A 24,032-nucleotide genomic window follows, 5' to 3' on the forward strand; every position below is an offset into this window, starting at 1 on the left:
AACACCGCTCTTCATAACGCTAATTGCTAGGAACAAGATGACAAATTATATTTTCGTCACAGGTGGTGTTGTTTCATCGCTTGGGAAAGGAATAGCCGCAGCATCGCTCGCTGCTATTTTAGAAGCCCGTGGGCTAAATGTAACCATGCTAAAACTAGACCCATATATTAATGTTGATCCAGGCACCATGAGCCCTATTCAACATGGCGAAGTATTTGTTACTGACGATGGGGCCGAAACCGATTTGGATTTAGGCCATTACGAACGCTTTATTCGTACTCGCATGACCAGCCGTAATAACTTTACCACCGGCCGCATATACGAAGAAGTCATAAAACGTGAACGCCGCGGCGATTACTTAGGCGCGACAATTCAGGTTATCCCGCATATTACCAACGAAATTAAGCGCCGCATTATTGCGGGTGCCGAAGGCTACGATATTGCCATTGTCGAAATTGGCGGTACGGTTGGTGATATTGAGTCACAGCCTTTTATTGAAGCTATCAGGCAGCTTGGCGTTGAGCGTGGTCGCGACCATACCATGTTCATGCATTTGACTTTAGTGCCATTTTTGGCGGCCTCAGGTGAAACCAAAACCAAACCAACTCAGCACAGCGTTAAAGAACTGCGTTCGGTAGGCATACAACCTGACATTTTAGTTTGCCGCTCTGAAGTTCCTCTACTTAATAATGAGCGCAGCAAAATTGCGCTATTTACAAATGTTGTGGAAAAAGCGGTTATTTCTTTACGTGATGCAGACAGCATTTACCGTATTCCCGCAGCACTTAAAGCACAAGGAATGGATGAATTAGTCGTTAAACGTTTTGGCTATGACTGCCCAGAAGCCGATTTGACAGAGTGGGAACAAGTATTATACGCCGAGTCAAACCCAACAGATGAAGTTAACATTGGTATGATTGGAAAATACGTCGAACTTCCAGATGCCTACAAATCAGTAAATGAAGCTTTAAAACATGCGGGGCTTAAAAATCGATTAACGGTTAATATCAAGCATATAGATTCACAAGATATTGAAACCAAAGGCGCGCATATCCTCACTAACCTTGACGCGATATTAGTCCCTGGCGGCTTTGGCGAACGCGGTATTGAAGGGAAAATTGCCGCAGCAAACTACGCCCGTATTAATAACGTCCCCTACCTTGGCATATGTTTAGGCATGCAGGTTGCGTACATAGAGTACGCTCGTAATGTCGCTGGCATGGAGAAAGCGAACAGTACTGAATTTGATCACGATACCCCTTATCCAGTGGTTGGCTTAATCACAGAATGGCTTGATGCTGACGGTAGCAAAGAGATCCGAGATGTTAGTACTGATTTAGGTGGTACAATGCGTTTGGGAAGTCAGCTTTGTCACTTAGTACCAGACTCAAAGGTTGCGCAAGTATATGGGGCGACTGAAATTTATGAACGCCATCGCCACCGTTATGAAGTAAATAATAACCTACGCGAAGACATAGAAAACGCAGGGCTAAAAGTGAGTGGACTATCAACCGACAAAGCCCTTGTTGAAGTCATAGAGCTAGAAGATCATCCGTTTTATGTAGCAGGACAGTTTCACCCAGAGTTTAATTCAACACCGCGTGACGGGCATCCTTTGTTTACAGGGTTTGTTGCCGCCGCCGGTGTGTACAAGAAAGAAAATCATTAATTAGCTAACGAACAAAAGGAAAACCAATGGCCAAAATTAGCCGAATAGTTGGACGCGAAATACTAGATTCTAGAGGCAACCCCACCGTAGAAGCCGACGTTTATTTAGAATGTGGTGCAATGGGCCGCGCTGCAGCTCCTTCAGGAGCTTCAACAGGCTCTCGTGAAGCCCTTGAATTGCGTGATGGTGACAAAGCTCGCTATTTAGGAAAAGGTGTACTTAAAGCAGTTAGCGCCATTAATGATAAAATCGCTGCCGCTATTATAGGTCAAGACGCAGCTGATCAAGCCAAAGTTGACCATATTATGATTGATTTAGATGGCACTGAAAACAAAGAAAACTTAGGTGCGAATGCAATATTAGCGGTTTCTTTAGCTGTCGCAAAAGCGCAAGCTATTAGTGTTAAAAAGCCGTTATACGCGCACATCGCTGACATCAATGGGACATCTGGCCAATATTCAATGCCTGTACCCATGATGAATATTATTAACGGCGGCGAGCATGCTGACAATAACGTTGATATTCAAGAGTTTATGATTCAGCCTGTTGGCGCAAAAAGCTTTAAAGAAGCCTTAAGAATGGGCGCTGAGATTTTTCATAGCCTCAAAAAGCTACTAAACGCTAAAGGCTTAAGCACAGCGGTTGGTGATGAAGGCGGTTTTGCACCAAACTTAACCTCAAATGCTGAAGCGCTTTCAATCATTGTTACCGCAGTTGAAGATGCTGGCTATAAAATGAATGAAGATATTTTACTTGCTCTTGATTGCGCAGCCTCTGAGTTTTACAAAGGCGGCAAATATGTATTAGGTGGTGAAGACAAGTCATTCGATTCAAACGGTTTTAGTGATTATCTAGCCGACCTTACCGCTAAATATCCAATCGCTTCAATAGAAGATGGTTTGGACGAAAGTGATTGGGATGGTTGGGCATATCTAACTAAAATATTAGGTGATAAAGCGCAGTTGGTTGGCGACGATTTATTTGTAACTAATACAAAAATATTAAAGCGCGGCATCGACAATGGTGTTGGTAACAGTATCTTGATTAAGTTCAATCAAATTGGCTCACTTACCGAAACCTTAAACGCGATAAAAATGGCCAAAGATGCTGGTTTTACCGTAGTAATCTCACATCGTAGCGGTGAAACAGAAGACGCTACCATCGCTGATTTAGCAGTAGGTACAGCCGCCGGTCAAATTAAGACAGGTTCTTTATGCCGTTCTGATCGCGTAGCCAAATACAACCAACTTCTAAGAATTGAAGAAGAACTTGGTGGCGATGCACTTTACAATGGTCGCAGTGAAATCAAAGGTCACTAAAATCTAGTCATCTTACCTAATTAAAAAAACCATCCTGATACTCAATTTGGATGGTTTTTTTATAGCTGAAATTTAAGTAAACCGCTCCAAAGTTTTTGAATAATTTGGATCTATTTAATCAGCAACTCTAGTACTTCTTGTATCATTGCGCTTATACTAAGGGGCTTGGTAAGCAATGCTTAGCGCAGCGCTACCATTTATGCATGAATCAACAATAGCTGAGTACGCACTAACATATCCATGGCTTTACACGAAGACACTCACCAAATAGACATTTTTACCCTATCAGCAAAATACCCAAACTTTGCTGAGTTAAGTAATGCGTTATATGAACGAGAATTACAAGTCTTAGCGAATAGTACAATAAGCGACCCTAGCCTGTTAAAGCGCAAACTTAAAGGCCTTACGCATCACATTAAAAATGCAACTATGCAATTGCTTGAAGGTAATGCGCCTATTTCTGTTGATGTGCATAACGGCAGTTGGCAATCCAAACAAAGTGCGAAATGCCCACTAAGTTCCCAAACCACCGACCGCACCTTGCAGTGGTATACCAAAATTGCCAAATTAGGTGATGTTGTTCCGGTCTATGTAGAATCGATGGGAGGCCAACACATAGAGTTAGATTGTATTGATATTATGCAGTCTGACAGATTACATTTAAATAAATTTGGTTGGTTTTCGAAAAGTGGTGAGTATTTTGACATAGTCCCAAAACAAGCAAAGTATTTATTACTCAAACCAACTAAAAGTATTTTAGCCGCTGCATGCGCGGGGCATTGTTGGAACGTTAGAGGAAAAGGCATACCAAGAGCCCTATCACTAAGGGAACTACTTCTTTCTACAGAGATAGATTGGAAAACGCATAAGTAACCCCATATCCTAAAGCAAGTGTGTAGAAAACCTTTGCATCGAGGCCAAGCGCAATCTACATTCGTTGCTAACTTAGGAAGTTCCCCATTACAAAATCAGCCACTAAAACTAAAGCCACACAAAGCAGTCGTGCCATCATCAAATGGTTATTTGGTCATTTACGCCCTTACAAAAAGCAGGTCGCCATTGCATTAACCGCATTAATGCTGAGTTCGCTCGCGTGGTTATTGCTAGGTCAAGGCGTAAAATATGTAATTGACCAAGGTTTTGTAGCCAGCAATAAAGAGGCTTTAGAGCAGGCCTTGGTTGTTGTTTTAGGCGTTGTCGTTTTTGGCAGTATTGCGACCTATTTTCGTTTTTATTGGATGGTGTGGTTAGGCGAAAGAGTATGTGCCGACATTCGTAAAAGCCTATTTTCTCATTTGCTAACCTTAACGCCGGGCTTTTTTGAAAATACCCGAACAGGTGAAATCATCTCACGCTTCACCAGTGACACAACCTTGTTGCAATCGGTAGTAGGTACAGGCGTATCGATGGCGCTGCGCTCCTTAGTGATGTTCATTGGTGCCTTAATACTAATGTCTTTTACAAGCTTGACGCTTACCGTGCTTGTATTTATTGCCGTACCGCTGATGCTTATTCCCATACGAATACTAGGAAACAAAGTACGAGTACACAGCAAACTAAGCCAAGATAAAGTTGCACAAGTTGGCGGCATGATAGATGAGTCATTGCACGAGATTCATACCGTACAAGCCTATAATCATGAGTCTGTGAGTAGTCATTCATTTGCCGACAAGGTTGAAGATGTAATGCAGCAAGCGCGTAAACGCATCCATTTTAGAGCCCTGCTCATTGCCATTGTTATGATAATTAGTATGGCTGCCATTTTTGTGGTTGCTTATGTTGGCGCCCTTATGGTGATAGACAATAAAATAACTGCCGGCGAACTCACCGCCTTTGTTTTTTATGCGGTACTGGCTGGTGGCGCCATTGCGACGATTAGCGAAGTGATTGGCGAGTTACAAAAAGCAGCTGGCGCGTCAGAGCGTATTGTAGAATTGATGCGAGAAGTCCCCGCGATACATAATGAATATGATAAGCAAAGCACCAGTACTTGGAAAACTACTGACGACACACTTTCAAGTGATACCGCATTAAGCGTTAAAAATATTGATTTTAGCTACCCAGAAATAGGCGATGCCTTAGGCAACCCCTTAAGCAAACCCCTAAGCAAAAAGAATACCGAAGCCACAAAGCCAAAAATTACAAAAGTCATTCAAAACGTTAGTTTTGACGTGCAGCATGGTAAACGAATCGCGATTGTTGGTCACAGCGGTGCGGGCAAATCCACGTTGTTTGAATTATTGTTGCGTTTTTATGATGTAGACAATGGCGAAATAAAGCTATTTGGCCACTCAATTAAAGATATCCCTTTACATGATGTGCGCAGGCAATTTGCTTTAGTACCTCAAGATGCAGTGATATTTGCCGGCAGCGTAAGCGACAATATTGGTTTTTCTAATCAACATGCAACAAAAGAAGACATCGTTGAAGCGGCTAAAATGGCCTATGCGCATGAGTTTATTGAGCAACTTCCTAATGGCTATGACAGCGAATTAGGCGAACGTGGCGTTAAGCTAAGTGGCGGGCAAAAACAACGTATTGCAATTGCCAGAGCAATCGTATCCCATCGCCCTATCCTTCTATTAGATGAAGCGACCAGCGCACTTGATGCTAACAGCGAACAGTTCGTGAAAAAAGCACTGGAATCTTTGATGCAGCAAAAAACAACGATAATCATTGCCCACCGTCTATCGACGGTGGTTAATGCAGACGAAATCTTGGTACTCGATAAAGGCAGCGTTCTTGCGCGTGGTAAGCATCATGATTTGTATCAGTCTAGTCCAGTTTATAAAGAATTTGTAGATCTTCAATTGGTAGAATAAGTGTATGCTTTACCCATATTGTGTAACATTTCGACACACTTTTAGCCTCCCAAAAAAAATGTAATTGCGCTTAAGCCTGTGTATTATGTTAATAAAGGAATTTTCAATTTAACGTTCCTTAACATATATGAAGCAGGTATCTCATAGTTTACTCAGATGCCCGCCCCCATAAATAATAACGACGGACATATAAAATGAAAAAATTGCATAACAAAGTCTTGATGTCGGCAATCGCTGGCGCCGTACTTATGGCATTTAGTTCACTCTCATACGCAGAAGAGAAAGACAAAGAAGAAAAAGAAGAAGTATCTTTAGCTGAAACCCTTGCAGAACAAACCGCCTATGAAGGTTTCTTAAACATCTATCGAGACAAAAAAGACGGCAGTGGATTAGTTGTCATAGAAGAAGAGGATCTCGGTAAGCCATTTTTATATATTGCATCAACCGTTGACGGTGTTGTCGCTGCGGGTGCCTTTAGAGGCCAATACCGCCAAGCTCGATTGATTGAGTTTCGCCGCTATTTCAATAAAATCGAAGTTGTTGCTAAATCCAATAGCTTTTATTTCGATCCTAAAAAAGCCATCAGTAAAGCTGCTGATGCGAACACCAGTGAATCTGTGCTTGTATCAAGTGAAATTAAACATGAGGAAGATGGCAAACTCACTTTTTCATTACAAGATTTAGTAAAAAATGAGTCGCTACATCGTATAGCCCCCATGCCGCCAGATGATCCTAAGCAAGCAGAAAAGATGTTTAGCTTAGGCAGCTTTTCAAGCGACAAGTCGCGCATTAGCAAAATTAATAACTTCCCAGAAAACACACACATTGTGGTTGATTACGTATTTGAAAACGCTACGCCTAAAAATTGGGGCGGTGCTGAAATAGCAGATCAGCGCTACACAACATTGAGTGTTCAGCATGCCTTTGTACAAGTGCCTGACAATGATTTTAAGCCACGAAGAGATGACCCGCGCGTTGGCTATTTTGGTCAGCAAAGGGATGATTTAACCAGCTATGAAACCACCAACTACCGTGATGTAATCAATAAGTGGAACTTGGTGAAAAAGAATCCTGATGCAGATGTATCAGACCCAGTGAAACCGATGACTTGGTGGATTGAAAACACAACCCCAATAGAATGGCGCGACACCATCAAAAATGCAACGCTGGCATGGAATAGTTCGTTTGAGAAAGCTGGTTTTAGTAACGCCATTGAAGTGAAAATTCAGCCCGATGATGCAACATGGAGCGCTGATGATGTGCGCTATAACGTGCTTCGTTGGACTTCTTCTCCTAATCCGCCTTTTGGTGGCTATGGCCCAAGCGTAGCGCATCCCTTAACCGGTGAAATATTGGCAGCTGATATCATGCTTGAGTATAGCTTTTTACAGGGTAGATGGTTGGCCAAAAAAATGCTTACCGATGGCCACTCAAGCCTTGCAGCCTCACTACCGCAAAGTGATATAAACGCAAATAGCATGAACTATTGTTCACTCGGCCATGAGTTAGCGATGAGTAAACAATTCGCGCAATACGCTGGTATAGCTGACGGAATGGGAGATATTGAAAAAGATCGCTTGTTACGCCAATCAATGTACTACTTAATTTTGCATGAAGTGGGCCACACATTAGGCCTAAACCACAATATGATGGCAACGCAAATGCATGGGCCAAAAGAAGCTCATGATATCAGCGTTACCCAAGGTATTTTAGCCGGTTCGGTGATGGATTATCCTGCTGTAAACTATGCGCCAGTAGGCATGGAACAAGGCGATTTCTATACAGAGAAACCAGGGCCTTACGATGACTGGGTTATTGAATATGGTTATTCTGCGCCCTTAGCAGACCCAAAAGCTGAAGAAGAGAGACTAAGTAAAATACTAAATCGCTCTACCGAGCCAGATCTCGCCTTTGGTAACGACGCTGATGATATGCGCGCACCTGGGCGACACGTAGACCCTCGTATTAATATATACGACATGTCAAACGATGCCGTTGAATACGCAGCAGATCGTTTTGAGTTAGTAAAAGACTCAGCAGGAAAACTAAAAGACAAACTGCTTGTTGACGGTCGTTCACATAACGACTTGGTCGTTGGCGTCAATATCTTATTTAGAGAGTTTGGTAGCCAGGCTTCGGTGGTGAGTCGTTACATTGGTGGTGTCTACTTGAACCGCGCTATGGTTGGGCAAGAAGGCTACACCCAGCCACTTACGCCAGTACCTGCGGACTATCAGAAAAAAGCAATGGATACTTTAAACACCTACTTTTTTGCGCCTGATGCTATTAGTAGCTTAGAACCTTTATATGCTTACCTGCAACGTCAGCGCAGAGGTTTCAATGGCTGGGCACGTGATGAGTCTCCGAAAATTCATGAGATGTTATTGGCCACACAAAAGCGTGTTCTAGATCATTTACTGCATCCTAATGTGACTATGCGGATTACCGATACAGCGCTATTTGGAAACGAATATACGCTAGACAAAATGATGGTAGACCTCACTAACGGAATGTTTAGTGCTGATATTAAAAGTAACGTAAATAGCTACCGTCAACAGCTGCAAGTTGAATATGTAGAAAGACTCATTGCGGCATCGGGTCTTGAAGCCAGTAGCCCCTACGATACCATCACGCAAGCGACCGCTACCAGTGAGTTAAGGCGCGTTGCCAAGCTAGTTGATAATTCGAGAGGCAACAATGCGAGTAAGATCCACAAGCGCTATTTGGAAGATAGGATAGCGCGTGCTTTTCATAAGAGTGAGTCTTAAGGCTAGCCGCTAGATATGAGCATGTATACTTAAATACATGCTCCTTTATTTTCGACAAAAAAATACCAACAAAAAAATGCCAACAAAAAAGCCAGGCAAATCATGTGAAGTGCCTGGCTTTTTTATTGTACTGCGAAACATGTTAAAGCAACAAGGTATTGCTTTGAATTTTAGCCTTTATAGAAGTCTTTATACCACGCGACAAACGCTTCAATACCTTCATCTAAGCTCGTACTTGGGCGGTATCCCACGGCATCAACTAACGACTCTACGTCTGCATAGGTATCAGGCACGTCGCCTGGCTGCATAGGCAACAAGTTTTTCTGAGCTGTTTTGCCCAACGCCTTTTCGATAGTTTCAATGAACGTGAGCAAATGCACAGGTGTTTGAGCACCAATGTTATAAACTCTATAAGGTGCTTTACTGCTGCTTGGGCTAGGAGATTTAGCATCCCATTGCTCGTTTGGTGCAGCAATATGCATCGTGGTTTGAATCACGCCTTCAACGATGTCGTCAATGTAGGTGAAATCACGCCTGTGCTCGCCATAGTTGTAGACATCAATTGGCTGGTCTTCACTGATCGCTTTGGTGAACTTAAACGGCGCCATATCTGGTCGGCCCCATGGGCCATAAACGGTAAAAAAGCGCAAACCGGTCGTTGGCAAATTGTACAAATGACTATAGGTATGTGCCATGAGTTCGTTTGCCTTTTTACTTGCTGCATAAAGTGAAACAGGATGGTCAACCGAATCCTCAACCGAGAACGGCATAGATTCATTGGCACCGTAAACAGAGCTACTAGAGGCATAGCACAAGTGCTCAACCTTATTGTGTCGGCAACCTTCTAAAATATTAACAAAGCCCACCAAGTTAGAATCGACATAAGCATGGGGGTTAGTAATTGAAAAACGCACACCAGCTTGCGCTGCTAAATGGATTACGCGATTAAACTTATGTTCGGCAAATAAGTTTTCAATCGCGCTTCTATCACTTACGTCCATTTTAATATAAGTAAATTTTTGCGACTGCTTGTGGCTTTTTACCCAATCGATGCGTGCATCTTTGAGTGTAGTATCGTAATAATCGTTCATATTATCGATACCAACGACTTCAATGTCTTTGTCTAAAAGTTGTCGGGCGGTATGTGCACCAATAAAACCCGCGACGCCAGTAACTAAAATTTTCATATACAACTTACCTTAATGTAGATAAGTGAATGATAAATCAGGAGGCATGAATTTAATAGTAGTTTAAGCGCTTGATGCTGAATAAAAGGATCGTTTGACTTTTGATTTTTTAGCTGGTGTTTGTATAATGCATAGCTAGATAAGTATGTGAAATAACACGTATAGAAGTGTCATTATTTTTTACACTTCCAATTTTAAGCTAAATATATCACAGTGTTATCATATACTTACAAAAGGGTATGCTTATTGCATCACCATGACTCAGATTTAGTAGTATTTAGGGTTTCGCAAATGGAAAATAAAAATATAAAAAGTATTGATGAAAAGGGAAAATCACGCAGAGGGTTTATCAAAAAGTCATCGGTAGTCGCAGGCATAGCTGTATTGCCAGCATCGAACGTGTGGGGAACATGTAACGTTTCAGGCGTATCTGGCGGCTCACAGCAAAGTAATAGTACTTGCGTTGTTTCTCCGTTTTTTGGTGGTTACTCTCCATTATATTGGTCAGACATCATAAGCACTATGCCTCAACAAGCGCAATATGACGCATTTTTAGCCTTAGTAAGTGACCTTGATTCAAGCTCAGTATTTCCCATAACCGGCGCGAGTAAAGCCGAGTTCTACTACCCAAGAATGAGCATACTATTAAGCAAATATGATTTCAGTATTACAGGTGCAGGTAATATCCCTAGCTTCCATATGAATGTGTATGATGCTCTTCAAAGCGGAACGACCAAACAAAAGCAACTGGCTTCAGTATATGCAAATATTATTTTTGGTTTTGTACGCGGCGAACCTACTCTCGGCACCAACGGCGGTATAGATTTGTTCCTAGAACATATTTGGGGCTCATATCATGAAGGTTCTGCTACTCACACTTCGTCAGTTGTAGATGCAAGCTTTGATCACACCGGCACCTTTGATGAGAACAAGCTAATGGATCTATTGCGCACCCATAGTATTTACTAGTGTGGGATCACGCTCGTATAAAAAGGCTGGCTGATAAGTCGGCCTTTGTTGTTTTTGATACCCTTAGCTATAAAACCTATGTTGTTCAGACACAATTCATTTTTGATTTGTTTACTCGCCAAGAAAGTAAATATTCAAAAGACGAGTTTGAGTTGCTAAATGAAGCTGAGCAAATTAAAGTACTGATAAGCTTAGGCATTGAAAAAGAACTACATTAAATGCTAATTATCGATACTGGCCTGTATACTTTTCAGTTTACAGGTGTGCCAAATGTCTTACATGATGCTGTAAGACAACTCTATCCAAACTCCATTACGACTGCAGAAGCGATTGTTGATTACCAAATTGACATTGCCAGTACTAGTTTTTTACGCACCTTGTTTCGTCCTCAAGTCGCGATTAAAATTGATGGGCATCAACCCTTTAATCCAATTTCACCCAAAAAGTTACTTCCTTCTATGGAGTGGGCCATGAATTGGTGCGTTGCCGCTTATGATCATACTCATTTATTGATTCACTGTTCAGCCGTAGAAAAGAATGGCAAAGTGATTTTATTTCCAGCTAAGTCCGGTTCAGGAAAGTCGACCACATCAAGTTATTTAGCATTAAACGGTTGGCATTTGTATTATGACGAAATGGCAGTAATTGAGCTAAAAACAGGGAAAGTACAACCCGTATTTAGACCGACTTCTTTGAAAAATAATTCTGTAGACATTATTTCCCCTTATCTTGAAAATAATCCACAAGCGCATTTAAGTGAGGTGGTACATAACACACATAAAGGAAGCATTGGACATCTTAGGGCTCATGACAGGGCGTTGTTTGATACTTTTGTACCTACCTGTGCCAGTGCAATTGTCTTTCTCGATTATAAACCAAGGGCTGACCTCGACATTTATGAAATAGATCAAGGTGTGGGGTTTTCACAAATGGTGCTAAATGCGTTTAATTACAGTGTAATAGGCGAACCGGCTTTCGATACTCTGCATAGTGTGGTTAGCAATGCGAAAATATTTGAAGTCAGTTACTCTAGTTTAAAAACCTTAACTGAGTTTTTAGAGGAGCTTGTTGATGAGTGAGCGTATTTCAAGGGCTTTCTTATGCCAATACCTAACAGACTATAGTTTACCTGCTGATTTTAGTGATAAGCAATATCATGCTTTGATGCGCGTGCTGATCCATAGTCAATTGCATGGAAGTGTTGCATCTCACCTAAATAGTTTTGAATCCTACCCCCTGCCTTTTCAGCGCCACTTAACATCCATATTGACTTTTTCACAAGCGCAAAACGTTCAAGTTGTTCGTGCTTGCAATATAATTGCCAAAGATTTAGCGCCCTTAAATGCCCCTGTGCTCCTGTTGAAGGGTGCGGCATATATTGCAGCTAAAAAAAACAATGCTAAAGGTAGGCTAATATCTGACATCGACATTTTGGTGGCAAAAGAAAAATTGGACAAAGTAGAAGATTTACTTCTAAGCAGCGGCTGGATCGTAAAAGAATTAGACGACTTTGACGAGAAATATTATCGGCAGTGGTCACATGAATTACCTCCTTATACGCACCTAGAAACAGGCCTTACGCTCGATATCCATCACAACTTATTGCCTGGTAGTGCAGGTAAATCCATAGATGTTCAAAACATTATCGACAGCAGTCAAGTCACGCCTTTTGGTTTACATGTACCCTCAGACGAGTACTTGATCTTGCACAGTGCCATCCATCTGCTCTTAAACGATGATATTGAAAAGGGTTTACGTGACTGTTTGGACCTTCATCTTTTAATAAAACAGTACGCATCTGAGCGAGACTTAGCATTTTTGCACGACGTATTCGCGCAATCTGGATGTGAAGATGAATACTATATATTGTTATTGCTATTAAATCGTTTGTTTGGCCAAGGTGCTATCAACTATACTCAAAAATCTACGCCCGCATTTAATGAAAGCCAGTACGCCGGCATAGTAGATGACTTAGAAAAAGCGGTATTTCCCGCCTCTGAGTATTTAGTCGACTCGAAAAATACCATGGCTAGATTTAAAGTTTATTTACGGGGCCACCTAAGCAAAATGCCACTACACCTTTTAATCAAGCACTTGAGCTTCAAATCGTATAGAACCATCATCAAAAAACTCTTTGGTGAGTATGTGTTTAAAAAAGAAGAAGGTCATCAATAAAACCTACGCAATCCTATAGGTAATCTACGCTAAAATTCGATATCGTTCTTCTTCGCAAGTGCCCTTATTTGCTTTACAGGGATAGCATAGCTAATGCCGCTGGGACTCGATAGCGCAGTTTCTTTTCCTGCTGATACAAACACCTTATTTAATACACCCAATACTTCGCCAGTTTCTCGGTGGTAAATGGGACTGCCGCTGTTGCCCGGAAAGGCCGTTATATCTAATTGATATATCAAAAAGGGTTCTTTTAATCGACTCATCATTTCTCGAGTTAAATCGTCAGCATTGCGAGCTGGATTGGCGTCTGGCGCAATTGCCGCAACAATACCGGTGTGAGTAGCTGGATAAAGACCCAAAACAGCGCCTATTGGGTAACCTGTCATTACAATACTCGTACCAGCATCAACGAGTTGGTTTTGGCCAAGAGTCATCGCTGGTAGGCTCTCTTTCATTTTTAAAATAGCCAAATCGTGGACAGGATCTGAGTCAATAATTTCGATGCGATGGATGTTGGGTTTTTTACCTTCTCCTGACATAGCTACGTAAAATTGGACTATATTTGTATCGAGCTCTTTAGCAACCACATGGTAATTGGTCACTATGTATTGACCGTTTCCAACAACAAAGCCGGTGCCTAATATATCTGGCGCATTGGACTTAAGTGGTGTGAGCATCGCGATACTGACGATAGACGGTTTAGAACGCTTTACTAGTTCGACTAAATCGACCTTGTCATGAGCCCAAGCAAACGAGCATAAAAAACTGAACAATAACAAGAGCTGTATTTTTGTTAACAAGCGAGTCGTCTTTTTTGCTAGTAATAAATAAGGCATATATTTCCTGTTTGCTTGTAGTACTTAGTTTGCTATTTCGTTTTTATTAAGAGAACACCAAAGGGCTACCGCGTTTTGATCACTTTTGCAGGATTCCCCGCGACTATCGACATTTCAGGCACATCATTGATCACTACTGAACCAGCAGCAATAATACAATTATCACCAATATTCGCCATTATCAAAGCACCGTTGCCAAGCCAACAGTTTTTGCCAATATTGACCTTAGTAAATACCCCGCCCTGCTCTCTAATCGGCTTATTGGGATCTTCAAAATTATGTTGTTGTTTGCCACTCATGATATGCACACCGCTTCCAATTAGTGTGTCTTGGCCAATTTTACATTTACCTATATTGCACTGTGGGCCAATATAAACACCCGAAGCTAGCTCGGTATCTCTTTGCGAAAAAAGTGCAGCAAATGAGGTATGTACACTTGCGTCATAATCTTGCATGGCAAAGGTATAGAAACCAGAGCGTAGAAAGGCCCCTGTTTTGCCCGGTAGTAAGCTTAATAATTGACTGAAGCTAGCGAAGACACTGTCTCGGTTACTCTTACCTAACAGCATAGAAAGCACATAAAAAGCCACCGTAAATGGCAACATAATTATTATCGCAATGGCACGTACTAAGCCTTTCAATAAGTTTTTCATGATGGCTCAATCACCTCGGTCAATGGCTTTAAAACTGACTCCCACGCATAGTTTGCGTTTATTGTCGCCAGTGCGTTATTTCCAAAGCGTGCGCGCAGTTCATTATCTTGTGATAGCGCTATGACTTTCTCAGTAAAAGCCAAGGCTGAATCAGCCAGTAATATATCAAACTTATCTTCACAAATAATGCCTTCGGCGCCAAGTGGCGTTGATACCACCGGCAAGGCACAGGCCATGGCTTGGAGTACTTTATTTTGCACGCCCCTCGCAATTTGAAATGGCGCAATAAAGATATGCGCTTTATCGAAGTATGGTTTAATGTCATCGACGAAACCGGTAACTTCGATGCTTGTAGACGCGAGTTTCATTATTTTGGTAGATGGGTTCATGCCAGCAATAATCAGCTTAGCATTGGGTATTTTTTCTAAAATATCTTGCCAGCAATTATCAATAAACCACAATATAGCATCAATGTTAGGTTTATAATCCATCACGCCACTAAATAAGAAATTCACTTCATTTTCAGGTTTATGATCACTTGGGCTAAATAATTTAGTATCAATTCCATTGCCCAATACTTCTATACGACCCGCTGATGTCACACAATTCTTAAACAGCTTTCGTTCCGTTTCTGCAATTAAAAAACACACGTCGAATGTGTTAGCGACTTCTATTTCAAGCTTGCGAATTTGATCTGACTCTCGTTGATAAACCCAACGTTTCACAATATTGCTTTGCGAAACATACTGTTGCCATTTATCTGAATCTACATCCATAAAATCCATTAGGAGCAAATTACCTGACTCTGGAGGAAGTACTCGTGCATAGTTTGCTAGTGATGAGGCTGTAAAAAGGACTGCATCAGCCGACTTAGTTATTTTAATTAGTTCATGTGCCAGTGCGTTAGAGAAAAAATTAGCCTCGCTGAATGATATTCCCTTTAATACCGCATTAGCCAAGCGCAAAAACTTGTTTGGTAGAGGTTTACAAATAACTTCAATATTAAACAAATCCGCAAGCGCTTTTGCATTGTCAAAATCACTTTGTTGCGAAACAGGCGCGAGCACCTTAAGTTCATGGCCTTTTCGCACCAACTCTTCGATCTGATGAAAGGTTCTTAGTTTTTCACCTTTATTTGGCGGAAACGGTATTCTATGCGCTAATACGACTACTTTCGCCATAAATTCATATCCTTAAATTATTGCTTGATTGCAAGTGTATGTGGCGACGGAATATTAGTAAATATCTTTTGCGAATATACAACTTAGCTCTTTGAAAACAGGTGAACTGGTTTGCTTCATATTCTTAGCTCAGGATTTCCCCTGTTTCCAGCCAGTAGAAAGTGAAGTATAGTGCATGCACCAAAACAATTTGTTTATTATTTAATGAAATCATTAGCTTTAATATTAATTTCACCCATAAACTTCACTATTCTATGTTTGTGTATCGGTTTTTATGCACTGAAGTTTAAGGGTATTATTGCTAAAAGCGGTAAATCAGTCATCTTTGTCGGCGTACTATGGTTTTTGCTATGTTCCCAGTATAGTTTTAGTTACTGGTTAATTAACTCTCTAGAAAATCGCTTTCCCCCAGTAAAAGCCGAAAGCGAAACTTGGCAGAAGCAAGACGCCATTTGGGTTTTGGCTTGTTACCATTTTGACGCACAAGAATTACCCCTGATAAGTCAATTTTCACAATGCTCCATCGAAAGACTTTTACATGCAGTCAATATGTATAAAGTAAAGCCGCTGCCTATTGTGCTAACGGGCGGTAAGTTTGTCGAAAACTCATCTTTATCTCATGCAGCCAAAGCAAGTGAGCTTTTGGCTTCCTATGGGGTAGCAAAATCTCATATACACATCATACCAGAGGGTACGAACACCCTTGAAGAATCCCAAGCGTTGTTATCACAATCAGAGTTTAAAAGCTTCGCCGTTGTATCATCCGCAACACATGGCCTTAGAGTCACGAAAATTCTAACAGCAAACGCGACTAACTTTATATTCGTTCCAGTGCATTATGGTGGTAAAACTAAAGCAACGCCGACAATTAATCTCCCTTCGATTGATGCTATTAAATTGAGTGAACGAGCAATCTATGAGTATCTTGCTCTTCTCAATAATTGGGTAACCGAATGACAATCTTTTTAAATAGACGATAGATTAGCTATTTTGTCTTACCATTAAATAAAAATCTTAATATACGTGACTTCGCTACAACGAATGTATGCAACGCAACCGTTAGTAGTATAGTCATAATAATAATGGAAACAAAAGCAACTACAGGGCTTAGGTCGATGTAGTTATATAGGCGGTTAAGCCCCAAAACGAATAACACAACCAACACATGATGAAAAAGGTAAATTGTATATGATGCATCTACAATTAAATTAAGTAACCGAGCTTTGGACTTCAATATAATTGATCCCGCAAGCCATAACCAACAGGACAAGATTAAGGCCAAAAGGTGTTCTGAGTATGGTCTCATGACTACTTCATATACAGTATTTTCCCACCAGTGAAACATTGAAAACAATAAAAGAGCCGCGGTTAATAACAGACCTTTTAAAGATCGCAGTATGCTGATTAAGGTGTCATGGGAAAGATAGAAAAACAAAACGCCAATAAAAAAATAGTCTATATAAGCGAACAACTGATATAAGCTACCAAGCAATGGGATTTCAACATAAATTGGCACACCTATTTTATTTAGCGCTAAAATAAACACGTAAAAAAATGGGCTAATGATGAGCAACAAACTGAAGCTCAAAACGGATGATTTAAGTCGTATTAGCCTAAGTAGCGCTTTAATGACATCATGCAAAAGCACGAAAATAAAAAAATAGAATAATAGATTGATTAAAAACCATAGATGGCCAGTAATGGAGCTCGTTGCTTTGACATTAGGTCCTTCCTCTAAGGAGCTTAATAACAAATACTGCGGAATATTTACAATCACGATGACTACTAAAAAGGGTATAGCGATTCGCATTAGCTTATCAGTACAAAATTTTCGTCGACTCCGCTTTTGTAATACGAGTACGGCAAAGAATCCTGAAATCATAAAGAATAATGGCATTCTAAAAATATGTATAAACCCATTGAGTGAATCAACCCACCCTAGTGAGTATTGAGAATGCACAAGCCAATAACTATTTGGTGAAAACGCAGCACAAGTATGCAATACAACACCGAGAATCATAAGTAAGCCGCGTAAATTATCTAGATAATAAAAACGCATTATTTTGCGGACTCACAAAACTTATCTAGCATTTTAAGAAAGGCCGTATTACCGTCTTTATTTAAATGAATTCCGTCGGAGATGAAGTAATAAGGTTGACGAATCTCATCAAAAGGTATCAATTTTAGCCCTCGCTGCGTTTGGTACTTTTTTTCTAATAAAGAATTGAAATCCGCCATCTGATTATGGAACCTCGCTCGCGCTGGGCTATACTTTAGTTTAATCAATCCAATTGGAGCAGAACTTATAGCTCTTATATCGTTAATTAGTTGATTATATTGAGCAAACGTCACCTTCGGATCTTCGTTACGCGCAATATCATTCTCTCCAATGTAAATAATAAGCTGGCTGATATTGCTCAGATCAGCAAATTTAACATATCGACTAATGTCTTCAACAATACCGTTGTCAAATCCGTACAACACGATATTTTGGCATTTCTTTAGTTTATGTGATGGTAGCCTGTCTATAGATGAACTGCCCAACACTAAAGTAAAATCTTGCCCCTCTCGAATCAAATCTTGTAGCCAATAAAACCATACGGTTTTATTGGCCTTGTGATAAGATAAAACGCTAATTACCAATAGCGTAGCAAAAGCAAGCACTAGTATCGCTACACCTAGTTTTTTTATGTTGAGCAAAATGGTTCACCAATCCAATATTATAACAATCAAAGTTCTGTCGGAATATACACTAAAAGAGGTTGATAACCTATATGACGAGGTGTTTGCTAAACGCCTTAGTATTAACTTTTTCTTGTCGCGAGAATGGATGTTACCTTGGTTATCCGAACTTCAGAACAAGCCTCTTTTGTGGATATTTTCTTTTGACAATAAACCTGTAGGATTTGCATTCATTGGGCAAACTTCTACAATTTTAGGTAAAACCTTTTTCCTTAACCAATCAGGCGTTAAAGACGAAGACCAAATTTGGATTGAGTACAATGATGTAATCTGTGACCGTTTTCATCAAGAATGCCGTTTGGCTTTGCTCGATGCCTTAGGTAATATCGCAGGCTCTTATCGATTTAAAGGCACTAACTTAAGCTCACTAGACTGGGAGCAAAAGCGCTGGTCTATGTGGTCTCAACAAAAGAACAAGAGTTATAAAACCTTATTCACTGACGAACCACCCTACTTTAGTCTTTCAAAAAATACAAAAAGCCAAATAAACCGAGCACGAAATTACATTATTAAACAATATGGCGAAATTTACATAGATGAAGTTATGCATGATAGTTTGAGCGACTCTTTGCATGAAATGGCTCAGTTACACATCAAGCAATGGGATGATCATGAATACGGTAGTGGTTTTTCCAATACGCTGTTCTATCAGTTTCACCGTAATATCAACAGCGAAAACATTGGGACAAAAACCCGAATACTTAAATTTATAGCCGGTGAACAACTACTCGGTTACTTGTACTACTTTATAGAAAAACGCGAGAACTTTACTATCGCATACTTCTATTTATCAGCAATACATTATGCTGACGACAACAATAAGTTTAAACCTGGAATGGTAATGCATAAAATGGCAATGGAATATTTAGCGCAACAAGGTGTGCAACAGTACGACTTTCTAGCTGGCGAAGCTCGCTACAAATCATCACTTAGCAACACAGCTTATTCACTTTACGATGTGCACCTGTATCGAAACACTCTACTTTACAGTGCGTTAAATTTGCTCGCGAAGTGTAAAAGACTAATTAATAAGAAATTGTTGTCAAAGTGAACTATCCAGTATTTTTTGCTCCCGACTCTATTAGCGCAAATCAAAAGTTTTGCATTAGCGTTCCAGTGCCCGAAGACTTATTCTTTACCAATCAAGCGGTGCAGCTTGTTGATGATGAAAACAAACCTATTTCCTGTGTAATTAAAGCTAAGCATCTTTGGCCAAACCAATCAATCAAATGGTTTCACCTCAACGGTGTTTTTAATCGAAAAGTTGAAAGGAATGAACGATTTTTCCTCTCAAAAGTCAAGAAAGTGTCTTTTGAGAAAATTTCCTCATGGGTAGTAGAAGATGGTGTAGCCAAAACTATCGAAGTGATAACGCACGTAAATAAGATTTGCGTGCCCAAGCATACTTTTTTAGGTTTAAGTATAAACGATGAGGTTTCTTCAAAATTTTCATTAACAATAGATAAGTCTGAAAGTACAGTAGATGACGTAAAAACATCATACATGGTTAACTACGACGCAAACCTCAAACCCTTCTCATGTGTCATTACTCAAACGGCTTCAGCGCGCGATTTAAATAAGAACTTACCTCTGAGTTTGCATGCCGTTATCGAAGTATTTTACATTGACGGCCATGTAAATTTTGAATTTAGTATCCTTAACCCTAACCCTTTGGTACACAAAGATGGTCAATGGGACCTTGGCAATCCCAATAGTGTATTTATAAGAAAATGTCTTATTGAGTTTGATTACATTGGAAATTCACTGGATGTTTCGTTAGATGAACAAAACAACTTGAATAAGATAGACCACTTACAGGTTGTGCAACATAGTTCTGGGGGAGAAAACTGGTTTTCAGATAATCATAAAAACAGCGAAAACATAGTTCCTCTGACGCGAAAAGGGGCGAGCTATACCTATACCAGAAAAGAAGAGCTCAACGAGGCTGAAATTGAAAGACCCTCTCCACAAATAACCTGCGATTTAGGCCACCAACAATTACAGATTAGAACTCATCACTTTTGGCAAAAATTCCCTAGTTCTTTGGTCGTGGCTAAAAACAAAACGAAGATCGACTTTGTGGGCAGTGAATCAAAAGTTGACGTTGAGCTGCAACCTGGAGAGAAGAAATCAAGTAATTTGTCTTTCATTTTATCAAAGAGTCAACGAACAAATACCTGTTTGGAGCCTGCAGAAATTGCAATAGATATGGAAGCGCTAGAGGCAAGCAAAAATATTTACTTATTTTCAAGCAGTTTACTCAAGCACCCATTGCAGTTTTTGCTTTCTGAGGCCGAAAATGGTGCTGCAAAATGGATTGATAAGCGGGAAAAACTAGACGAATATGGTTGGCGAAACTTTGGTGATTTATACGCCGACCATGAAGCGATTGGCCACAAGGGAAGCAATATATTTGTTTCCCATTATAATAATCAATACGATCCCCTTATGGGATTTATTAAACAATGGCTTTTAACTGCAAACCCAGAATACAAAAAGTTAGCAGACGACCTATTTGATCATATAGTAAACATCGACATTTACCATTGCCAAAAAGATAAGCCTGAGTATAACAAAGGCTTGTTTTGGCATACCGACCACTATGTCGCAGCAGAGACGGCTACTCATCGCACCTATTCCAAGCGTCAACCATCTGATGTTTATATAGATCATGCGGGAGGCGGCGGACCAGGCACACATCATTGCTACAGTACAGGGCTTTGTTATTATTATTTGTTAACAGGTAAGTCTAGCGCTCACGATGCTGTAATTGGCATGGCAGAATGGATGCAAAATCTTTTTGAGGGCGATGGTACTTTGCTGGGCCTGATTATTAGAATAAAGAATGCGAATTACTTGAAAATACCTTTTACCAACAAGCTTCTTCTCGGCTTTGGGAATGGTGGCGTTCGGAACGTATTTACTAATTCCTACCCCTTAGATAGAGGCACTGGAAACTATGTAAATACGCTACTTGATGCGTATGAGATAAGCAGAAAGCAAGATTATATAAATCTAGCTGAATACGTCATTTTGAACACTATCGATTACACCGACAATATTGCAAAACGCAATTTCGAGGATATAGAAGAAACATGGTTTTATGCGGTATTCCTACAATCAGTGGCACGCTTTTTAGTTGCCTCTCTAATTTACAAGCACTCAAGTCCGTATTTGAATCGAATCGTAAAAAGTTTTTTGCATTATTTATACTGGATTGTTGAGAATGAAACTTACTACTTAGCGCGAAAAGAAGTACTTGAATTTCCTAATGACACTTGGACAGGCCAAGATCTTCGTAAAATTCAATTGTTACATTTTGCATACTGTCTAACTGAAGATGAACGATTTATAAATAAGGCTAAAGAGCTTGAAGGGTTTGTATATAAAAAACTGATATCAAGTGAGGAATCAACACTCACCCGAATTCAAGCACTAATTATGCAAAATTATTCAGACATAGAAAGCATCTCAAATATTGTTGATATCAAAAGTTTTAAATTAGACCATAACGAAAAATCTAAAAGCAAACTAAAGGACAATATTACTTTGCGCGCAATGAGGTTTATAAAGAATTATTCGCTTAGCAAAGAAATTACCTTATTGAAAATAAGACTACCTTTCCTCAATAAGGCAAACAAAAAATGACATCAGTTACTATTGTAATTCCCCACATGGGAAGAGAAAATTTATTGATTGAAACACTGCATTCTATTAAAGCCCTAGATACCAGAGGTTTCGAGCTTGATATCGTTGTTGTCAGTAAGAATATTGATTTCAGTGAAGAGCTAAAAGCATTTAACAACCACTTAAAAGTGAATTTTCTTTCTGTAGAAGCTAGTACAACGATTTCTGAACAAAGAAATCTTGGAGCTAAAACAACAAACTCACAATATATCGGGTTTATTGATGCCGACATAGCACTTGCCGCTGATTGGTTACAACAAATGTACAAATTATTAGTGTCAGATCCCAATATGGCGATAGCAAGTGCGAAACAAGTGAATTCTAATAACCCACCAGTGCTTGAGCAACTAAGAACGGCATTAAGTAACATCGATTTAGATGTTGAAATGCCGTCATTACCGGGTAGCAATTTATTTTTAAGTAGAGAAACCTTTGCTAAAACAGGCGGCTTTCCTGCTCACCTAGTGACCTGTGAGGACCATATTTTTACACAACGGGCACTAGAGTTTGGAACACTTTGTCGTTCTAGTAAAAGTACTCACATACATCTTGGTGAAGACAAAAGCTATTGGGGAATGGCTAAAAAAGAAGTGTGGCGCGGACAATCAAACTTGGTTTCTTTAAAAGGTAGAAAAGTTCCCATGCATGAGATACCTAGCTTTGTCGCACCGCCAGCTTTTACTTTTGGTGTGTTATTTAGCATTTTGTTTTGTATGTTTTCTTACTGGGGCTTTGCTGCGCTATTTGGTTTTGGCGCTTTATTTATACTTGCATTATACACTTATCGCTTCCAAACAAATTGTCCTAACACAATTAGTAGTATTAACGTTTTATTTTTCTATATACTGTATTTCCCTGCGCGAACTATTGGTACATTTAAGGGGATTTTTCACTCTATAACTTCGGATTCTAAACATGACTAGCCGTAAAAAAAGACCTTTGAAAGTATTACAGTTTATATGCTCAACAGCTTTTTATGGCGCTGAAAGATGGATTCTAGCTTTGTGTAAGAATACAAAAGCAGAAGACTGTATCTATTCGCTGGCCGTCACACAAGAAGCCGAAAATGAAGAGTTGGAATTAGTAAAACAGTTCAAACGAGATTGCGGCGAAACCTTCAACATCCCTATGACCAACAAATTCGATTATTCTGCAGTCAGTAAATTAGCAGAATTAATTTCGGCGAATGATATAGATATAATCCACACACATGGCTACAAGTCAGACATTATTGGCATTTTAGCCGCAAAAAAAGCCAAAATCCCAGTGGTGGTGACACCTCATGGTTTTGAAAATGCTGATGACATAAAGCTTCGGTTGTTTATTTGGCTAGGCTGCAAGGCCCTGAAGTATGCGACTAGAGTGGTTCCTTTGTCGCCCGCCTTAATGAATGACGTTCGAAAATTTAATGTACCTGAAAACAAATTGGTATATATTCAAAATGGCGTTGATTTGAGTGAAGTTGAAAAAGTTCGTGAACATGCCGCGCCTCTTAAGAAAAACAAATTTAGAGTTGGTTTTATTGGGCAGATGATAAGTCGCAAAAATATTAAAGATTTGTTGGATGTTTTTGCTCAAATTCATGTTAAACGCTCAGATGTCGAACTTGTATTATTGGGCGACGGGGAAGAGCGAACTAGTCTCGAAGCATACGCAAAATCCTTAGTATGCGCTAACGATATCCATTTTTTAGGATATAGAGATGACCGTTTGGATTACTTGAAAAGTTTCGATATATTTGCAATGACATCTACTCTAGAAGGCATCCCGAGATGTTTAATGGAAGCCTGTGCTATGGGCATACCCGTGGTCGCCTATAATATTGATGGGGTTGACCAACTTATTACCCATCGGGAAACTGGCTTGTTAGCCCCCTCAAAGACAAAGACGAATTAGAGAGGCACTTTTTACAAATTATAGACGAACCAGAAACAGCAAGAAAGTTAGGATTAGAGGCTATAAACTTCGTCAATAATAATTATGCCGCGTCGCGGATGGCTAAAGAATATATGGAATTATTCGAT

The 24,032-nt window shown here is 40.0% G+C and carries 20 protein-coding genes; 14 read left to right on the forward strand and 6 right to left on the reverse strand.

All coding sequences use genetic code 11. The features are described from left to right. The first annotated feature begins 37 nt into the window (after positions 1-37). From AC0L6H_RS19410 to AC0L6H_RS19430, 5 genes are all read left to right on the forward strand, one after another. The gene (locus AC0L6H_RS19410; RefSeq protein WP_473390946.1) at positions 38-1,669 is read left to right on the forward strand and encodes a CTP synthase; all 1,632 of its coding nucleotides are present in this window, start codon (positions 38-40) and stop codon (positions 1,667-1,669) included. A gap of 26 nt (positions 1,670-1,695) precedes the next feature. Then, positions 1,696-2,988 carry a phosphopyruvate hydratase gene (eno, locus tag AC0L6H_RS19415; protein ID WP_473390947.1) on the forward strand — a complete coding sequence of 431 codons (1,293 nt, stop codon included), beginning with the start codon at positions 1,696-1,698 and terminating at the stop codon, positions 2,986-2,988. A 240-nt stretch (positions 2,989-3,228) separates the two neighbouring features. Then, on the forward strand, positions 3,229-3,861 hold the full coding sequence (locus AC0L6H_RS19420) for a hypothetical protein (protein ID WP_473390948.1): 633 nt from the start codon (positions 3,229-3,231) through the stop codon (positions 3,859-3,861). 86 nt (positions 3,862-3,947) lie between these two features. Beyond that, positions 3,948-5,810: an ABC transporter transmembrane domain-containing protein gene (locus AC0L6H_RS19425; RefSeq protein WP_473394592.1), complete on the forward strand. Its 1,863-nt coding sequence runs from the start codon at positions 3,948-3,950 to the stop codon at positions 5,808-5,810. Between the two features lie 194 nt (positions 5,811-6,004). Then, a complete protein-coding gene (locus AC0L6H_RS19430) occupies positions 6,005-8,578 on the forward strand; it encodes a zinc-dependent metalloprotease (protein ID WP_473390950.1) in 2,574 nt (857 codons plus the stop codon). A gap of 170 nt (positions 8,579-8,748) precedes the next feature. Here AC0L6H_RS19430 and AC0L6H_RS19435 read toward each other — a convergent pair whose 3' ends face one another. Beyond that, complete coding sequence (locus AC0L6H_RS19435; RefSeq protein WP_473390951.1) at positions 8,749-9,765, reverse strand: NAD-dependent epimerase; 1,017 nt, start codon at positions 9,763-9,765, stop codon at positions 8,749-8,751. 291 nt (positions 9,766-10,056) lie between these two features. Here AC0L6H_RS19435 and AC0L6H_RS19440 point away from each other — a divergent pair, with 291 nt between their 5' ends. The 4 genes from AC0L6H_RS19440 to AC0L6H_RS19455 are packed head-to-tail and all read left to right on the forward strand — an operon-like array spanning position 10,057 to position 12,909. Further along, on the forward strand, positions 10,057-10,734 hold the full coding sequence (locus AC0L6H_RS19440) for a hypothetical protein (RefSeq protein ID WP_473390952.1): 678 nt from the start codon (positions 10,057-10,059) through the stop codon (positions 10,732-10,734). Next, a complete protein-coding gene (locus tag AC0L6H_RS19445) occupies positions 10,734-10,952 on the forward strand; it encodes a hypothetical protein (protein WP_473390953.1) in 219 nt (72 codons plus the stop codon). The genes AC0L6H_RS19440 and AC0L6H_RS19445 overlap by 1 nt, the downstream gene beginning before the upstream one ends. Then, positions 10,953-11,813: an HprK-related kinase A gene (locus tag AC0L6H_RS19450; protein ID WP_473390954.1), complete on the forward strand. Its 861-nt coding sequence runs from the start codon at positions 10,953-10,955 to the stop codon at positions 11,811-11,813. After that, positions 11,806-12,909, forward strand: a complete 1,104-nt coding sequence (locus AC0L6H_RS19455) for a nucleotidyltransferase family protein (protein ID WP_473390955.1) — start codon at positions 11,806-11,808, stop codon at positions 12,907-12,909. Before AC0L6H_RS19450 ends, AC0L6H_RS19455 begins: the two co-directional genes overlap by 8 nt. 29 nt (positions 12,910-12,938) lie before the next feature. On the opposite strand, the gene AC0L6H_RS19460 is transcribed toward AC0L6H_RS19455, so the two are convergent. The 3 genes from AC0L6H_RS19460 to AC0L6H_RS19470 form a co-directional block, all read right to left on the reverse strand. Then, entirely contained in the window at positions 12,939-13,745 is an 807-nt protein-coding gene (locus AC0L6H_RS19460; RefSeq protein ID WP_473390956.1) for a S1 family peptidase, read from the reverse strand. A 65-nt stretch (positions 13,746-13,810) separates the two neighbouring features. Next, a complete protein-coding gene (locus AC0L6H_RS19465) occupies positions 13,811-14,398 on the reverse strand; it encodes an acyltransferase (RefSeq protein WP_473390957.1) in 588 nt (195 codons plus the stop codon). Continuing rightward, positions 14,395-15,579: a TIGR03087 family PEP-CTERM/XrtA system glycosyltransferase gene (locus AC0L6H_RS19470; RefSeq protein WP_473390959.1), complete on the reverse strand. Its 1,185-nt coding sequence runs from the start codon at positions 15,577-15,579 to the stop codon at positions 14,395-14,397. The genes AC0L6H_RS19465 and AC0L6H_RS19470 overlap by 4 nt, the downstream gene beginning before the upstream one ends. A 171-nt stretch (positions 15,580-15,750) precedes the next feature. On the opposite strand from AC0L6H_RS19470, the gene AC0L6H_RS19475 reads away from it, so the two are divergent. Further along, positions 15,751-16,536 carry a YdcF family protein gene (locus AC0L6H_RS19475; protein WP_473390961.1) on the forward strand — a complete coding sequence of 262 codons (786 nt, stop codon included), beginning with the start codon at positions 15,751-15,753 and terminating at the stop codon, positions 16,534-16,536. Between the two features lie 28 nt (positions 16,537-16,564). Here AC0L6H_RS19475 and AC0L6H_RS19480 read toward each other — a convergent pair whose 3' ends face one another. Together AC0L6H_RS19480 and AC0L6H_RS19485 are read right to left on the reverse strand one after the other, a co-directional pair. Beyond that, complete coding sequence (locus tag AC0L6H_RS19480; protein WP_473390963.1) at positions 16,565-17,638, reverse strand: acyltransferase family protein; 1,074 nt, start codon at positions 17,636-17,638, stop codon at positions 16,565-16,567. Next, positions 17,638-18,279: a GDSL-type esterase/lipase family protein gene (locus tag AC0L6H_RS19485; protein ID WP_473390964.1), complete on the reverse strand. Its 642-nt coding sequence runs from the start codon at positions 18,277-18,279 to the stop codon at positions 17,638-17,640. Before AC0L6H_RS19485 ends, AC0L6H_RS19480 begins: the two co-directional genes overlap by 1 nt. Position 18,280: 1 nt before the next feature. Here AC0L6H_RS19485 and AC0L6H_RS19490 point away from each other — a divergent pair, with 1 nt between their 5' ends. Genes AC0L6H_RS19490 through AC0L6H_RS19505 form a run of 4 tightly spaced genes read left to right on the forward strand, consistent with a single transcriptional unit; the run spans position 18,281 to position 23,904 of the window. Then, positions 18,281-19,372, forward strand: a complete 1,092-nt coding sequence (locus AC0L6H_RS19490) for a GNAT family N-acetyltransferase (RefSeq protein WP_473390965.1) — start codon at positions 18,281-18,283, stop codon at positions 19,370-19,372. Beyond that, positions 19,369-21,969, forward strand: a complete 2,601-nt coding sequence (locus tag AC0L6H_RS19495; protein ID WP_473390967.1) for a hypothetical protein — start codon at positions 19,369-19,371, stop codon at positions 21,967-21,969. The genes AC0L6H_RS19490 and AC0L6H_RS19495 overlap by 4 nt, the downstream gene beginning before the upstream one ends. Further along, positions 21,966-22,931 carry a glycosyltransferase family 2 protein gene (locus AC0L6H_RS19500; protein ID WP_473390968.1) on the forward strand — a complete coding sequence of 322 codons (966 nt, stop codon included), beginning with the start codon at positions 21,966-21,968 and terminating at the stop codon, positions 22,929-22,931. Before AC0L6H_RS19495 ends, AC0L6H_RS19500 begins: the two co-directional genes overlap by 4 nt. Next, positions 22,924-23,904 (forward strand): glycosyltransferase, encoded by a 981-nt coding sequence (locus AC0L6H_RS19505; RefSeq protein WP_473390969.1) that lies wholly within the window; start codon positions 22,924-22,926, stop codon positions 23,902-23,904. The genes AC0L6H_RS19500 and AC0L6H_RS19505 overlap by 8 nt, the downstream gene beginning before the upstream one ends. The last annotated feature ends 128 nt before the right edge of the window (positions 23,905-24,032 follow it).

The organism is Glaciecola sp. G7-5 (genome assembly GCF_055808975.1).

Bases quoted from the DNA above. Each gene is read 5' to 3' on its own strand.
- AC0L6H_RS19410 (WP_473390946.1), top strand. From the start codon at position 38: ATGACAAATTATATTTTCGTCACAGGTGGTGTTGTTTCATCGCTTGGG.
- eno (WP_473390947.1), top strand. From the start codon at position 1,696: ATGGCCAAAATTAGCCGAATAGTTGGACGCGAAATACTAGATTCTAGA.
- AC0L6H_RS19420 (WP_473390948.1), top strand. From the start codon at position 3,229: ATGGCTTTACACGAAGACACTCACCAAATAGACATTTTTACCCTATCA.
- AC0L6H_RS19430 (WP_473390950.1), top strand. From the start codon at position 6,005: ATGAAAAAATTGCATAACAAAGTCTTGATGTCGGCAATCGCTGGCGCC.
- AC0L6H_RS19435 (WP_473390951.1), bottom strand. From the start codon at position 9,765: ATGAAAATTTTAGTTACTGGCGTCGCGGGTTTTATTGGTGCACATACC.
- AC0L6H_RS19440 (WP_473390952.1), top strand. From the start codon at position 10,057: ATGGAAAATAAAAATATAAAAAGTATTGATGAAAAGGGAAAATCACGC.
- AC0L6H_RS19450 (WP_473390954.1), top strand. From the start codon at position 10,953: ATGCTAATTATCGATACTGGCCTGTATACTTTTCAGTTTACAGGTGTG.
- AC0L6H_RS19455 (WP_473390955.1), top strand. From the start codon at position 11,806: ATGAGTGAGCGTATTTCAAGGGCTTTCTTATGCCAATACCTAACAGAC.
- AC0L6H_RS19460 (WP_473390956.1), bottom strand. From the start codon at position 13,745: ATGCCTTATTTATTACTAGCAAAAAAGACGACTCGCTTGTTAACAAAA.
- AC0L6H_RS19465 (WP_473390957.1), bottom strand. From the start codon at position 14,398: ATGAAAAACTTATTGAAAGGCTTAGTACGTGCCATTGCGATAATAATT.
- AC0L6H_RS19470 (WP_473390959.1), bottom strand. From the start codon at position 15,579: ATGGCGAAAGTAGTCGTATTAGCGCATAGAATACCGTTTCCGCCAAAT.
- AC0L6H_RS19480 (WP_473390963.1), bottom strand. From the start codon at position 17,638: ATGCGTTTTTATTATCTAGATAATTTACGCGGCTTACTTATGATTCTC.
- AC0L6H_RS19490 (WP_473390965.1), top strand. From the start codon at position 18,281: ATGGTTCACCAATCCAATATTATAACAATCAAAGTTCTGTCGGAATAT.
- AC0L6H_RS19500 (WP_473390968.1), top strand. From the start codon at position 21,966: ATGACATCAGTTACTATTGTAATTCCCCACATGGGAAGAGAAAATTTA.
- AC0L6H_RS19505 (WP_473390969.1), top strand. From the start codon at position 22,924: ATGACTAGCCGTAAAAAAAGACCTTTGAAAGTATTACAGTTTATATGC.